At 59.5% G+C, this 13,082-nt stretch carries 13 protein-coding genes and 5 tRNA genes; 10 read left to right on the top strand and 8 right to left on the bottom strand.

Annotated elements, in window-relative coordinates:
* Positions 1 to 52: 52 nt before the first annotated feature.
* From ACFHWW_RS23845 to ACFHWW_RS23825, 5 genes are all read right to left on the bottom strand, one after another.
* Positions 53 to 127 (bottom strand) — tRNA-Glu (locus tag ACFHWW_RS23845).
* Between the two features lie 57 nt (positions 128 to 184).
* Positions 185 to 260 (bottom strand) — tRNA-Glu (locus ACFHWW_RS23840).
* A 216-nt stretch (positions 261 to 476) separates the two neighbouring features.
* Positions 477 to 552: transfer RNA gene (locus tag ACFHWW_RS23835), tRNA-Glu, on the bottom strand.
* Positions 553 to 713: 161 nt separating this feature from the next.
* Positions 714 to 2,027 (bottom strand): D-Ala-D-Ala carboxypeptidase family metallohydrolase, encoded by a 1,314-nt coding sequence (locus ACFHWW_RS23830; protein ID WP_379941181.1) that lies wholly within the window; start codon positions 2,025 to 2,027, stop codon positions 714 to 716.
* Positions 2,028 to 2,418: 391 nt separating this feature from the next.
* The gene (locus ACFHWW_RS23825) at positions 2,419 to 2,859 is read right to left on the bottom strand and encodes a VOC family protein (RefSeq protein WP_275597880.1); all 441 of its coding nucleotides are present in this window, start codon (positions 2,857 to 2,859) and stop codon (positions 2,419 to 2,421) included.
* Between the two features lie 196 nt (positions 2,860 to 3,055).
* On the opposite strand from ACFHWW_RS23825, the gene ACFHWW_RS23820 reads away from it, so the two are divergent.
* The 6 genes from ACFHWW_RS23820 (at position 3,056) to ACFHWW_RS23795 (ending at position 6,344) form a co-directional block, all read left to right on the top strand.
* On the top strand, positions 3,056 to 3,634 hold the full coding sequence (locus tag ACFHWW_RS23820) for a cold-shock protein (protein ID WP_003530922.1): 579 nt from the start codon (positions 3,056 to 3,058) through the stop codon (positions 3,632 to 3,634).
* Positions 3,634 to 4,125, top strand: coding sequence for a DUF192 domain-containing protein (locus ACFHWW_RS23815; protein ID WP_379941178.1), 492 nt, complete (start codon positions 3,634 to 3,636; stop codon positions 4,123 to 4,125). The genes ACFHWW_RS23820 and ACFHWW_RS23815 overlap by 1 nt, the downstream gene beginning before the upstream one ends.
* 80 nt (positions 4,126 to 4,205) lie before the next feature.
* A tRNA-Pro gene (locus tag ACFHWW_RS23810) sits at positions 4,206 to 4,282 on the top strand.
* A 52-nt stretch (positions 4,283 to 4,334) separates the two neighbouring features.
* On the top strand, positions 4,335 to 4,640 hold the full coding sequence (locus ACFHWW_RS23805) for an ETC complex I subunit (RefSeq protein WP_003530925.1): 306 nt from the start codon (positions 4,335 to 4,337) through the stop codon (positions 4,638 to 4,640).
* A 17-nt stretch (positions 4,641 to 4,657) separates the two neighbouring features.
* Positions 4,658 to 4,734: transfer RNA gene (locus tag ACFHWW_RS23800), tRNA-Arg, on the top strand.
* Positions 4,735 to 5,099: 365 nt separating this feature from the next.
* The gene (locus tag ACFHWW_RS23795; RefSeq protein ID WP_379941175.1) at positions 5,100 to 6,344 is read left to right on the top strand and encodes a calcium-binding protein; all 1,245 of its coding nucleotides are present in this window, start codon (positions 5,100 to 5,102) and stop codon (positions 6,342 to 6,344) included.
* 169 nt (positions 6,345 to 6,513) lie between these two features.
* Here the strand turns inward: ACFHWW_RS23795 and ACFHWW_RS23790 are convergent, their stop codons facing one another.
* Positions 6,514 to 7,308 (bottom strand): class I SAM-dependent methyltransferase, encoded by a 795-nt coding sequence (locus ACFHWW_RS23790; RefSeq protein ID WP_379941235.1) that lies wholly within the window; start codon positions 7,306 to 7,308, stop codon positions 6,514 to 6,516.
* A gap of 95 nt (positions 7,309 to 7,403) precedes the next feature.
* On the opposite strand from ACFHWW_RS23790, the gene ACFHWW_RS23785 reads away from it, so the two are divergent.
* Together ACFHWW_RS23785 and ACFHWW_RS23780 are read left to right on the top strand one after the other, a co-directional pair.
* Positions 7,404 to 7,568 (top strand): hypothetical protein, encoded by a 165-nt coding sequence (locus tag ACFHWW_RS23785; protein WP_018095026.1) that lies wholly within the window; start codon positions 7,404 to 7,406, stop codon positions 7,566 to 7,568.
* A gap of 188 nt (positions 7,569 to 7,756) precedes the next feature.
* A complete protein-coding gene (locus ACFHWW_RS23780) occupies positions 7,757 to 8,197 on the top strand; it encodes a YybH family protein (RefSeq protein ID WP_379941172.1) in 441 nt (146 codons plus the stop codon).
* Between the two features lie 549 nt (positions 8,198 to 8,746).
* On the opposite strand, the gene ACFHWW_RS23775 is transcribed toward ACFHWW_RS23780, so the two are convergent.
* The gene (locus ACFHWW_RS23775; protein ID WP_338282955.1) at positions 8,747 to 9,913 is read right to left on the bottom strand and encodes a BCCT family transporter; all 1,167 of its coding nucleotides are present in this window, start codon (positions 9,911 to 9,913) and stop codon (positions 8,747 to 8,749) included.
* Between the two features lie 181 nt (positions 9,914 to 10,094).
* Positions 10,095 to 10,577, bottom strand: coding sequence for an Lrp/AsnC family transcriptional regulator (locus ACFHWW_RS23770; RefSeq protein WP_275597884.1), 483 nt, complete (start codon positions 10,575 to 10,577; stop codon positions 10,095 to 10,097).
* Positions 10,578 to 10,676: 99 nt separating this feature from the next.
* On the opposite strand from ACFHWW_RS23770, the gene ACFHWW_RS23765 reads away from it, so the two are divergent.
* Complete coding sequence (locus ACFHWW_RS23765; RefSeq protein ID WP_379941231.1) at positions 10,677 to 12,176, top strand: aminotransferase class V-fold PLP-dependent enzyme; 1,500 nt, start codon at positions 10,677 to 10,679, stop codon at positions 12,174 to 12,176.
* Positions 12,163 to 13,038 carry an MBL fold metallo-hydrolase gene (locus ACFHWW_RS23760; RefSeq protein WP_379941170.1) on the top strand — a complete coding sequence of 292 codons (876 nt, stop codon included), beginning with the start codon at positions 12,163 to 12,165 and terminating at the stop codon, positions 13,036 to 13,038. Before ACFHWW_RS23765 ends, ACFHWW_RS23760 begins: the two co-directional genes overlap by 14 nt.
* The last annotated feature ends 44 nt before the right edge of the window (positions 13,039 to 13,082 follow it).

Genomic DNA, 13,082 nt, shown 5'->3' with positions numbered 1-13,082 from the left:
CAGACGCAAGCGCTGTTCGGAAGCGAAATGATGCGCGCGCAAGGTGAGGAAATGGTACGCCCAACGGGACTCGAACCCGTGTTACCGCCGTGAGAGGGCGGCGTCCTGACCGCTAGACGATGGGCGCCTGCTGGTGACGATCAGCACCATACTATGAAAAACATGAAATAGAAAAGAGGTGGAATGGCACGCCCAACGGGAATCGAACCCGTGTTTCCGCCGTGAAAGGGCGGCGTCCTAGACCGCTAGACGATGGGCGCCTGCTGCAGCAACCTTTGCGCCTCTGAAAAGACGCAAGCCGCTGTAAGACAAGGCGGCTTATAGAGAGGGCATCGGATTCATGCAAGTGATCAGAGGCGATTATTTTGCTTTTTCGGCAAGAGATCCGCACAGGTCAACTCGATCCTATGGTGACGCAAAGCAAAGACGCCCCATCCACATACAAGGCGAAGTATCCACAAGTATAAGAGAGAAAATGGCACGCCCAACGGGAATCGAACCCGTGTTTCCGCCGTGAAAGGGCGGCGTCCTAGACCGCTAGACGATGGGCGCCTGCTGCAGCAACCTTTGCGCATCTGAAAAGACGCAAGTCGCTGTAAGACGAGGCGGCTTATAGAGAGGGCTTCGGATTCCCGCAAGTGGCAGTTTTCATTTTTTCCGGGAAAAATCACTGCTGATCACGATGGGCCTTGTTAACAGGGAGCGATCGCCGATCAGCCTTTGCGACGGCGACAGCGCCAGTTCCAGTCGCGCTGGGGACCGATGTCGATATGGACGGAGTTGGTATGGCAGTAGGTGCCGACGCCGCCCCGGCCGGGAACGTTGCGCAGGAAATTCGCGAGCTCCCACTTGCTGACGCCCGCCACCTGGATGTCCGCCGCCTCGCAGCGCGTATGAAGGGACTGGCGCTTGCGGTTGACCTTGATGGCGCGCAGGCCCGAGGTGACCATGACTTTGCGGCCGTAATGACCTTCCACCGTCTTCAGGATGTCGAGAAGCTGCGGTTTGAAACAGCCTGTCTCCACCTTCTCCGTTTGCAGGATGAGGCCGCTCGGCGTGAGTCGGGCAAGGCCCGAGAGGTTCGCCACTTCCACGGGCGCGTCGTCCTCGTCAGCCTCGTGCGCTTCGTGTTCCATGCTGAAGAGCGGGTTCATATTGACGCCGGGCAGTGACGTATAGGCGAGGGAAGCGACCTGCGGCTGTCCCGCATTGCTTGCGGTAATCGTTTTCTTCTCGCCTGCCGGCACAGCGCGTGTCGATTCGGCCCGCTGTTTTTCCCTGCGCTTCGGCGCAAACAGACTTGCGAGACTCCAGGTCTTCTTCGTCTCTTGAGTCTCTTTCTCACCGTGATCGGAGCCCGCCGGCTGGGCGGCATTCGCCGGCGTTCGCGAGGCGACTTCGACCGGCTTCAGGGCGGCCGCCGTAGCACCTGATAATGCGGCCTGCGCGCTTAAAGGCAATGGAACGGCCGCGGGCGTATCGCTTTCGCCGGTGGCTGCCGGCGTTGCGGCAGCAATCGCTTCGGTTGTCGCGGGAGCTTCGCCTGCCGCGCCCTGTTGCGGTTGAATCACCGGTTGAGCCTCGGACTGTCCGTTGCTGAAGAGACTATTGGCCTTGGCATTCATCGTCGGCGATGCGACGGCCGACGGTGCTGCCGTCGGCTGGCTGCTTGTGTCCGGCCGCGCCTCGGCGGACGGTCCTGCCGGCGATTGCCCGTAGATGCTCGATGTTGTCGCGCGCAGCGCAGTGCCCCGCATGGCCAGACCGGGCTGCATGGCGGCGCTGTTCTGGCCCGCTTCACCGTCGGGCACCTGCGCCGTCGCGCCGGCGCCAGCCTCTTGCTCGTCCCGCATTGTCTCCTCGGATGCCGCCGGCGCTGCTTCCGCCACCTGTCGGGAATTGAGCGGGCTGATCGTCTCATTCTCGGCGACTGCCGACACACAGCTCGCCAGTGCCAGAAGCGATACGGATAATGCTGCGGCGCGTCCGATCGTCAGGAGACTGTATCCTGGTTCCAGATGTTGCAACGCCTTTTCCCCGCTCTCCGTGCATGCGGGTTGCTTTGCACCGCGCACACAACACGTTCCGATTCCGAATACGCTCCGGAACGGCACAACAATTTCACGCGGAGGGCGTTAGGCTCCCCACGGGAAAGGTCAGGCAAGTATAGGGCTATCCCCGCAAGTGACGACGAAGCAGAGCCCCGTTTCAACGTCTGCGCGGCAAGGTAATGAACGCCGCGTGTTTTGTAAACCTGCACCAACCTATTTCAGCTTCGCAAAATATAAGCGAAAGCCCGGCAATAGCCGGGCCCGAAGATCATCCGCTGTTCTATTGATCCTCTTGCGCCGGCCGGTGCCGCGCCGCTCGGCAGGGCCGGCGACGGCTGACGATTAGCCGGTGGCAATTGTGCGAGGCTTACCAGACACCCGTATTGGCCATCGAAGCCCAGGGTTCCTGAGCCGGCAGGTGCTCGCCTTTCTGCAGGATCTCGATCGAGATGCCGTCCGGCGACCGGACGAAGGCCATGTGGCCGTCGCGCGGCGGGCGATTGATCGTAACGCCGTTGTCCATCAGATCCCTGCAGAACGCGTAGATGTCGTCGACCTCATAGGCGAGGTGGCCGAAATTTCGCCCGCCGGCATATTCCTCGGAATCCCAATTATAGGTGAGCTCCAGGCAGGGCGCGGCTTCCTCCTTGGCGCGGTCGAGATCGCCGGGCGCCGCGAGAAAAACGAGCGTGAAGCGGCCTTTCTCGTTGTCGTATCGGCGAATCTCCTGGAGCCCGAAAAGCTTGCAATAGAAATGGAGAGCCTGGTCGAGGTCTTTGACGCGAACCATCGTATGCAGATACCGCATTGGAGAATGTCCCTGTTTCGTGGAAGATGGCGTATAGTGGGGCGACGGCAAGCCAGACGCAAGGCTGCATGCCTATAAACGTCTCAGGTCAAAATATGTCGAGGGGCTTGCACACGCGCAGCGGGACGATGTTATTCTGGCCCATAAGAATCAGTTAACCGTATCGAAGTGTTGCGCGTAACGAGGGGCTGCGAGAATGGCTGACAGGACATCTTCGAAAGACGTCATCCATAATGGCGAATTCGGTAACGACGCGCTTGATCTCATCGAAATTACCGGGGTCATAAAGTGGTTCGACGTCGCCAAGGGATTCGGCTTCATCGTTCCGGACAACGGCATGCAGGACGTTTTGCTGCATGTGACCTGCCTCAGACGCGACGGATATCAGACCGTTCTGGAAGGTGCCCGGGTCGTCGCTCTCATTCAGAAGCGGGATCGCGGCTACCAGGCCTTCCGCATCCTCTCGATGGACCAATCGACGGCCGTTCACCCCTCCCAGCTGCCACCGGTCAGAACGCATGTTCAAGTCACACCGACGAGCGGCCTCGAACGTGTGCTCGTGAAGTGGTTCAACCGAACCAAGGGATTCGGCTTCCTGACGCGCGGGGAGGGCACCGAAGACATTTTCGTGCATATGGAAACGCTGCGCCGCTTTGGCCTGACGGAGCTGAGGCCCGGCCAAGTGGTACTCTGCCGCTTCGGGGACGGGGAGAAGGGCCTGATGGCTGCGGAGATCCATCCCGACGGGCCGACGCCGACCACGCGGTCGCACTGATGCCCGGAGTCGTCGGCATAATTGCAAGAAGCGCCCTGACGGCGCTTTTTTTGTTGTCGCTGCTCGTCGCCTCGGCCATGGCCGAGATTTCCTTTGCAAAGGAGCGGGTGCGGCTGATAACGGCGAGCGGACGCACGCATGACCTTACCGTCGAGCTCGCGACCCAGCCGGATCAGCGGGAGCAGGGGCTGATGTATCGCCGGCAGATGGCGCCGGATCACGGCATGCTGTTCGATTTCGGCGAGACGCGGCCGGTGATGATGTGGATGAAGAACACCTATCTGCCGCTCGACATGCTCTTCATCGCCCGTGACGGCGTCATCCGTACCATCCATGAGAACGCGGTTCCGCATTCCGAAGCCATTATCGATTCCAGGGAACCGGTGGCCTACGTGCTCGAGCTTAACGCCGGAACCGTGAAGCGACTCGGCATCAGCCCCGGCGACAGGCTCGAAGGCGCGGGACTTCCGGCAGCGGAGCGGGCGAACTGAAGCATTCGCCGGCTCCGCGCCAGCCTCGAAATTTGCTGTTGCAGCCGCAGGGCGAAGCGTGTATCTCCGCCTTCGTGGTGCGGAGTGTAGCGCAGTCTGGTAGCGCATCTGGTTTGGGACCAGAGGGTCGGGAGTTCGAATCTCTCCACTCCGACCATCCAATCACGTGAAAACATTGATCTCTTGGTCAACGGGAGCTGTTAAGAACAATGTCCGCGAAGATCTATCGCCCCGCAAAGACAGCAATGCAGTCCGGCAAGGCCAAGACGCATCTGTGGGTGCTGGAGTTCGATCAGGAAAGACCGCGCACGATCGATCCGATCATGGGCTACACGAGTTCCGCCGACACCCGGCAGCAGGTTCGCCTGACCTTCGAGAGTGCTGAGCAGGCGATCGCCTATGCCGAGCGCAACGGCATCGAGTATCGCGTGATCGCGCCCAAGGATGCGGCTCGCAAGAATGTTTCCTATTCGGACAATTTCCGTTTCAACCGGATGCAGCCCTGGACCCATTGAGGCTCACGTGCTGAGACGGCCCCTTAGCTCAGCTGGATAGAGCACCTGCCTTCTAAGCAGGTTGTCGCAGGTTCGAGTCCTGCAGGGGTCGCCAAACCACCCTCTAAGTCATTGATTCTAGTTCAGGTGCGACCGGTCGGGGTCATAGGTGCGACCTGCATTCTGTTCGCAAGGCGTTCCGAGGCTGCCTGGGCGCTTTTTTTCCGCTTCTTTCGTGTAGATCTCGGCCATTGCGAGCCGAGCCCAGCCATACATCGCCATCAACTCATGAGCCGTCGCGCTCTCGTCGGCGGCTATAGGACACTGTCCCCAAATCAGGACTGGCCATATCAACCAAGTGGTCTAGTCCATCCGCCCGAATGGTCTCTTTCGGTTTGAGGCCTTAGAAGCTTGGCAGGTAGCGCTATGCTTACTCACGTCGTGAGAGCGCTCTGCCGTAGCCCACCCGAAGGAGATGAAATGCTTTTACGCGGAACAAGCTTGGCCGACATCATCCGGGGTCTTTTTGGCAACAACGAGATTTGGGGTTATGCAGGCGACGATCATCTCTACGGCGGGCAGGGCGATGATAAGCTCTACGGTGGCGATGGCCACGATAATGTCGAGGGCGGCGCCGGCAACGACTATCTCTACGGCGGTCTCGGCGACGATAAACTCTACGGTGGCGATGGGAACGACTATATCGAGGGCGGCGCTGGGAATGACTATGCCGAAGGCGGCGATGGCGACGATCGATTCAAAGGTGGGGCTGGGAACGACACGTTCTTTGGCGGACGAGGAAACGACATTTCCGATGGTGGAGATGGCAACGACACGTTGCATGGCGGTGAAGGCCATGACCACTTTCTGGGTGGCCGTGGTAACGATGTAATCTACGGTGGCAATGGCGAAGAGTATATTGATGCTGGTGATGGTGACGACATCATCTTCGCTGGCGCGGGAAATGACGGCTTCAATAACCGCGTGAACCCTGCAACTGGGAAATTGACGCAGCAGGCGGTCAGCGGCGGCGCAGGCAATGATATAATCTATGGCGAAGGCGGCGATGACGCCCTTAAGGGCCAGTCGGGGAACGACCGTACGTACGGCGGGAGCGGAAACGACATCGTCGATGGCGGTAACGGTGACAATTACCTGGACGGCGGCGACGGCAATGATGTGTTGGATTCGGAAGGGGGGACCGATGAAGCGTATGGCGGTAGAGGCAATGACAGAATTTCCGTGGGGGCGGGCAGCGATCGGGCGTTCGGGGATGACGGAGATGACATTCTCACAGGCGGCGCCGGCGACGATGATCTGAGTGGCGGCAACGGTCATGATCGCCTGGTCGGCGGGGCGGGAAATGACACCCTCTATGGCGACGCTGGCGGAGACACAATCTCTGGCGATGGGGGAAGGGACGTACTCTGGGGCGGAGCCGACGCCGACCGCTTTGTCTTTCGAGGGCCGACGGTATTGACTGACCGGGATTCGGTGATGGACTTTCAGGATGGTCTCGACATGTTTGTCATCGAGAAGCTTGGGGTTAAATTGTATTCCAATACTGGCGCGGCAGGTACGATCTACGCGTACGATACCGCCGGCGGTGACGTGCTGGTGAAGGGCTTTGATTCCGGTGGACGCGAGTTTTCAGTTCTCGTTGACGATCAGAACGGCGTTATCACCGCTACCAGTTTCTCGAACGCAGACTTCATCTTCGCATAAGCACTCAAAAGGGGTGCCGCCAAAGCTGCCCTCTTTCGATCCCGTCTGTGACGCATCCCGGATTTCTCCAACAGCGACGAAGACCCGCCGAAGTTCGTTTACGGCAACGAGAATGGCTGGATAGCTGGGCTCTCTAACGATCCGTCCGATTGCAAAGGCGCGTGACCTGTCAGGCACTACGTTCGGCCCGGATCATGAGCAGGAATGCGGCCAGATCGCGCCATCTGATGAAACGAGGTGCGAGTTCGCATGCCTCCGCCGTCGGCTGCGGCTCGCGGACTTCGACGATACGAAACCCGGCATCAGCGACGCCGTTGAGATATTCGCCGATAGTGCGGGGAAAGCGTGGCACCTCAAACGGCACGACGTCCTCGTCACTCGGACGGTCGCCAAAGCGCCATCTCTCGACGAAATCGGTTTGATCGAAATAGTGCGACACCACCAGCCCCGTCGCCCTCCCGTCGCCCTCCTTCTGCCATCGCAACCCGGGAGTAATGAAACAGGGGTGCAGGATGCTGAAGGCGATAAACCCGCCGGGGCGCACCAACCTGAATGCCTCCCGCATGGCGGCTGGGAAGTCTGGCACATCCATCAATGCCATGGTTGAGACGACGGCATCGAAGGAGGCATCCTCGAAACCGGTGTTCTGGCTATAAGATCTAATCGCGTAGTGGATGCCGAGCGGCTGCTGCTCTTCAATTGCGCGAGCATGGCGGATCATCTGCTCCGAAAGATCGATGCCGGTCATTCGAGCGCCCATTGCGGCGAACCGCCTCGTATTGGAAGCTTCGCCGCAGCCGAAGTCGATCACGTCCAAGCCGCTGATTGAGGGAAGGAAGGCCAGGAATGCCGGGAGCGTGAATAGGTCTCGATAGGTATCGTAACCCTGTCGAACATCATGTGCCCATTGATCGGCATTGTCGTTCCATCGGGCCGCAACGTCCGCCTCCGATAACTGGGTCACGCTGTGCTCCTTTTTGGGGATACGATTTGTCCATGTTTGTTTCGAACAAGCCGGCAACAGTATGATACTACGTCCACCGCTGAGAAGAGGACCACATGAGCGACGACAAAATCATTAAATTCGAGCGACGGAAATCGAAGCCGCAGCCGAGAGCGGTCGCTCCAGTGCGGCGGAAGGCGCTTACCTGGCTGGCCGTTATAGCCGGGCTGGTCCTGGTGTGGGCGTACTACCAGTTCATCGCGCCGCCGAGCATGCCATAAGCGGCGCCTCGTTGGGGCAGGCTTCGACCTCATCCGGTCACAAAGGAAGCCGACGGCCCGGCGACCCTGCTTCGAAATCAGGCCAATCATCGCCACCCGAATGGGTGGGTTAACACCCCGGCAATCGGAGCGTATTCTTTGTAAGACGGCATCTACATTCCATGCCGCCATCCTTTTGGGAGGATGCCATGGCTAGACTTCTGACTGCCATGTTCGTCGCGTTCGGCATTTGCGTCTTTTCGCTCGCCTCTGCCAAGGCCGACCCCGGCGACGACGTAAAGGCCGCCTACTCGGCGTGGGACGCAGCATTCAACAATGCGGACGCAAAAGCCATCGCGGCGTTCTACACGGACGACGCTATATTCTTGCCTGCCACCCATGACGTGATCAAGGGGCCCGCCGGCGTCGAGAAATTCTTTGGCGGAATCTTCGGCATGGGCGTGACGGGTCACAAGCTTGAATTGATCGAGGCGCAAGGCGAGGGCAACCTGCTGATCGGCACAGCGAAATGGTCGGCCAAGGGCAAAGACGCCAAAGGTGCCGATCAGCCATGGGCTGGGGTGGCAACCCATGTCTTTGAGAAACAGGCAGACGGCAGCCTGAAACTCAGAGTGCACACCTTCAACTGACAGATCCACGTCTCCCGGGAAGCCAAGCGGGATAGTGAACTATCTTGCAAATGGCCTTCGGCTTCTTTGGGGCCGCCGGCAGCCACGACGGGTTCCGACCGCCGGGGCGATGATCGACCCGGTAGGCGGCGCCTCCGGTTCCCGCTCGACGGCAAGTATGCTCATCACGATAGAGATGAGCACGAGTATGAGCACCAGAAAGGCGAGTCCCGCTTTATCCATCCCCCATCATGGCAAGCTGAATGCGAGCAAACCGGGGCAAACATCGACGAAGAAGGTCACCGATGCCTGTCACGGTTAATTTTATTTGAATCAGGCCTGTTCCCGCGCAACCGGGCATCTCGACACCGGACGGCACACAGTTATCCCGCGAATGCTCCGGACGGCTGCGTTCCGTCCCGGCCGATCGCTTGCCACGCGCGGCGTTCAGGAATGCAGCGTCAGTTTTTTCAGTATCTCCGCCTGGTCGCCGCAGTTGGGTACCTGACGCTCTTCCAGCAGTTGCTCGAAAGCACGGCCGAGCAAATCTCTCCTGGAAGGGCCCTAGCCTTAGGCTGCCGCGCTCCGCGCCTCGTTCAATGCCGTCCGAACATGAACGTGGTGGCGCAAAATGAGCGCGTAGATCGCCGCGTAAATGCCGATCACGATCACGCCCACCCATTCGATCCTGAACGGCGTGAACTGGTAGGCCATTACCAGGCCGAGCTGAAGAAGGAAGTGCAGCGGATAGTATGCTCTCGCGCCGAGCCGCGATTTCGTCCAGCCGAGATTAAGTCCGTAGAGACGGATCAGGGAGTCGAGCGAATTCACGACGAAGATGATGCCGACCGTGACCATGAACCAGTTCAACCACGTCGGAATGACGATCTGCTGCTGGAAATAGATGTAAAGCACCGCGAACCACACCGCCAAGGGGATCGAAGGCAGGAGGACCATTGCAACCGCCAGCCGCCATGTCCTCAGCCCTCCGACGAACATGGAAACGAACTGGCCGATCATAATGCTCCAGGAGAACCACCAGAACAGGTAGAACTCGTGATATTCTGTGATCGGACTGACGAAGCGGTTCAAGTTGGCAAAATAGTCCGACAGCAGGCCCACATTCGATACGAGCCCGCTGAGGCCTGTATTGCTGTAGAAAAAGGCGGCTGCCAAAAGGGCCGCGAGAGCCAGGGTCACGAACATCCATGTCGATGTGACCGCCAGCCATTTCATGAAATTGACGTTGCTGCTCGAATAGACGGACGCCGCGATGACGGCGACGACGACAGCCCAGCGCGCCGGCATCGAGATTCCCTCGATATAGCTCGGCAGGGCCGTGAGGAAGAGATAGCAGGTGAACGCGCATGTCGCGATGACCGTGAGATTGTAGACCCATTTGACGGCCGCGATCTCGAAGATCTTGAGTCGCGGTTCGAGCACCACGAAGTAGAAGGCCGAGAGGAAGTACATCATCCAGACCAACGGCCCCCACATGCCGAACTCGATGGCGAGCGGATTGGTGAAGCCATAGGCGCTATCGGCCGCATAGGCGGGAAACTCGGTCAGGGGGAGCATGACCAGGCCCATATCGAGACCAGCCGTGAACAGCAGCGCCACGAAGGTGTATATGCCGACGGGCGTTTGCCCGCGGCAGTAGACATTGCCCCAGCGGACGATCACGAAGACGGCGCTGAGAAGGACCGCCGCATAGGCGGTGCTGATGATGTAGCTCACGGCAGATCTCCCCCTCTTGTCGTCCCGCCGCATCCGATCGGCGGGAGCGGCATGAGGCCACAAGCATGGCGGTTTCAAATGTCCACGAACGACGCGGCGCTAATCGTGAACGACGCGCACCGCGGCCGTTTCGAGCCGCAAGCGATCAAAAATGGCCCTGAAAGTCCGCAATTCGAGAGGCTCACCGGAGACGTGTCAAATCCACAGGACGGTTGTTGATGATCGCTTCCATCGAAAAAAAGCCCGTCACCGTGGCGAGGTCGAAATTCGTGATGAGCTTCTGATAGAAGGCGTCATAGCCGGACATGCCCCTGGTGACGACTTTGATCAGGTAGTCCCATTCTCCGCCGATACGGTAAAAGTCGATCACTTCGGGAAGTCTCTCGACATGTGCCCTGAAGCCGTCGCTCCACTCCTTGGAGTGATGTCGGGTGCGAATCATCACGAACACGATGAGATCGAGGCCCAACGCGCCGATATCTATATCGCTATGGGACCCGCGGATCATTCCGATCGAGTGAAGCCGCTGAAGACGGCGCCAACAGGCATTTTGCGACAGCCCTACCTTCTCCGCCAGTTCGCGCTGCGAGAGGTTCGAATCCTTTTGCAGAGCCGTCAGAATCTTCAGATCGAATCCATCGACTTTGGCTTGAGATTCGATCATGTGACACAAAACCCGAGAGGAACTGCAGAAAATAGGTGAACATTTCGACGGTGCGGCAGAATACAATCGATGTCAACATTCAAGCCTCGGGAGGTGATCGTGCAAGCTGTCCGCCATGAGCCGAAAGATAACGTCACGCCTCTCGAGCGGTTTCGCCGAGGGCTGGACCGCGGCGATCTTATAGACTTCCTGCGGGATGATCTGGTCGGGGCCACATCGCGGATCGAAGGCCCCTACGGCATCAGGAACCTGATCTATGCCGACTATGTTGCATCGGGCCGGGCGCTTGGAACGGTTGAACGCTTCATCCTCGAGGAAGTCCTGCCATTTTACGCCAATAGCCATACCGAGGCTTCCTACTGCGGCGGGTTCATGACCCGCATGCGAAGGGAGGCGCGGGCGTTGATCGCCGAGTGCTGCGGAGCGGACGAGAGACATGCGGTCATCTTTACCGGATCCGGCGCGACTTCGGGGCTGAACCGCCTCGTCAAACTGTTCGGCGTCACCGAAGCGATCGCGGCAGGGAAGACCGTGCGGGTCATCATCGGTCCGTATGAGCACCACTCCAACATACTTCCCTGGCGCGAAAGCGGTGCGGAAATCGTCGAGCTGACCGAATCGCCCGAGGGCGGCCCGGACCTTTTCCTTCTGGATCAGGCTCTGCGAAGCGGATCTTGCGACCTGACCATCTGTACATTGTCCGCGGCCTCGAACATCACGGGAATCACCAGCGACGTCGCCGCGATTACCGACTTGGTGAAATCGGCCGGGGCCAAGATGATCTGGGACTATGCAGGTGCCGGGCCCTATGTACCGATTTCGGTGTCGCCGAGCGGTTCTGCGGAGATCGACGCCATCGTTCTCTCGCCGCACAAGTTCATTGGCGGCCCGGGCGCTTCCGGCATTTTGATCGTTCGGCGCGACGGTCTGGCCACGAGCAAACCCTCCTGGCCGGGCGGCGGGACGGTGAAATTCGTCTCGCCGGAGACGCACGACTACAGCGACAGCCTCGAAGCCCGCGAAGAGGCGGGGACACCGAACGTCGTCGGCGACATCCGGGCGGCCCTCGCCTTTGTCGTCAAGCACGCCATCGGATTGGAGGAAATGGCGCGGCGCAATCGCCAGCTTACAGTTCGTGCCTTTTCCGCATGGAAGGATGTCCCACAATTGGAGATACTTGGTCTTCCGGCGCTGGACCGGCTACCGATTTTTTCCTTCCGCATCCGCGACGGCAAAGGGGGGTATATGCACCAGCAACTCGTTACTCGCATGCTGAGCGACCGGTTCGGCATTCAGGCCCGTGGCGGTTGCGCCTGCGCCGGGCCCTATGTTCACAGGCTGCTGTCGATCGATGCGCAGCAGTCAGAGCAGATGCGCCAAGCCATTCTCGCCGGCGACGAAATAAAGAAGCCCGGCTTCACGCGGCTGAACTTCAGCGTTCTGCTCTCGGACGAAAAGGTGAAATTCATCCTCGATTCCGTCGCGAAACTGGCTGCCGACGCTCCTGCGTTCGAACGGGATTACGACTTCGATCCGGCACGTGCGATATTCTTCCCTCGTGTAGCGGCCGAGAAGGGAAGGGCACATGCACAGGCCTGATGTAGCCGCCTTTTACGACGCGGCCACGTGCAGCATTCAGTATGTCTTGGCCGACCCCGAAACGGGAAAATGCGCGATCATCGATCCGGTGCTCGACTTCGATCAGAAATCCGGTTCCACCGCGACGACGAACGCCGACGCCATTCTCGATCATGTGGCCAAGCAGGGTTTGAGTGTCGAATGGATACTGGACACCCATCCGCATGCGGATCATTTCTCGGCGGCACGCTACCTCAGGGATCGAACGGGGGCGCCCACTGCCATCGGCGAGCACGTGAAGGGCGTCCAGCAGATCTGGAAACAGATCTACAATTGGCCGGATTTCGTTTGTGACGGTTCGCAGTGGGATCGGCTGTTTCGCGACGGCGACATGTTCAATCTGGGGAATCTCGAAGCCCGCGTACTGCACTCGCCTGGGCATACGCTAGCGTCGATCAGCTACATCATCGGCGATGCGGCCTTCATTCACGACACGTTGTTCATGCCTGACAGCGGGTCCGCCCGCGCGGATTTTCCCGGCGGCAGCGCCGAGAGCCTGTGGAACTCGATTGAGGCCATTCTTGCCCTTCCGGGCGAGACCCGCCTCTTCACCGGACATGACTATAGGCCAGGCGGCCGTGAAGCTCTGTGGGAAAGTACGGTGGCGGAACAGCAAGCTAATAATACGCATGTCGCCGGGAAAACACGGGCGGATTTCGTCAATCTGCGGGAGGCGCGCGACAGGACCTTGCCGATGCCCAAGCTGATTCTGCATGCCCTGCAGGTCAATATTCGCGGTGGAGAACTGCCGGTCGCCGAGGATAATGGTCGCCGCTACCTCAAGATACCGCTGAACGCCTTTCCCGGTGCCGTCTGGGAATGACGAGGACAGGGACGGATTCGTCCGCCGCAAGCCGGCGAAGGGGA

The organism is Sinorhizobium sp. P24N7, assembly GCF_042436655.1.
Lineage (GTDB): Bacteria > Pseudomonadota > Alphaproteobacteria > Rhizobiales > Rhizobiaceae > Sinorhizobium > Sinorhizobium meliloti_A.
The sequence above is the reverse complement of the archived record's forward strand: the minus strand, read 5'-3'. Positions and strand labels throughout refer to the sequence as shown.

Excerpts from the sequence above, each read along its gene's own strand:
- ACFHWW_RS23760 (WP_379941170.1), top strand. The coding sequence starts at position 12,163 with ATGCACAGGCCTGATGTAGCCGCCTTTTACGACGCGGCCACGTGCAGC.
- ACFHWW_RS23795 (WP_379941175.1), top strand. The coding sequence starts at position 5,100 with ATGCTTTTACGCGGAACAAGCTTGGCCGACATCATCCGGGGTCTTTTT.
- ACFHWW_RS23785 (WP_018095026.1), top strand. The coding sequence starts at position 7,404 with ATGAGCGACGACAAAATCATTAAATTCGAGCGACGGAAATCGAAGCCG.
- ACFHWW_RS23815 (WP_379941178.1), top strand. The coding sequence starts at position 3,634 with ATGCCCGGAGTCGTCGGCATAATTGCAAGAAGCGCCCTGACGGCGCTT.
- ACFHWW_RS23825 (WP_275597880.1), bottom strand. The coding sequence starts at position 2,859 with ATGCGGTATCTGCATACGATGGTTCGCGTCAAAGACCTCGACCAGGCT.
- ACFHWW_RS23820 (WP_003530922.1), top strand. The coding sequence starts at position 3,056 with ATGGCTGACAGGACATCTTCGAAAGACGTCATCCATAATGGCGAATTC.
- ACFHWW_RS23780 (WP_379941172.1), top strand. The coding sequence starts at position 7,757 with ATGGCTAGACTTCTGACTGCCATGTTCGTCGCGTTCGGCATTTGCGTC.
- ACFHWW_RS23805 (WP_003530925.1), top strand. The coding sequence starts at position 4,335 with ATGTCCGCGAAGATCTATCGCCCCGCAAAGACAGCAATGCAGTCCGGC.
- ACFHWW_RS23770 (WP_275597884.1), bottom strand. The coding sequence starts at position 10,577 with ATGATCGAATCTCAAGCCAAAGTCGATGGATTCGATCTGAAGATTCTG.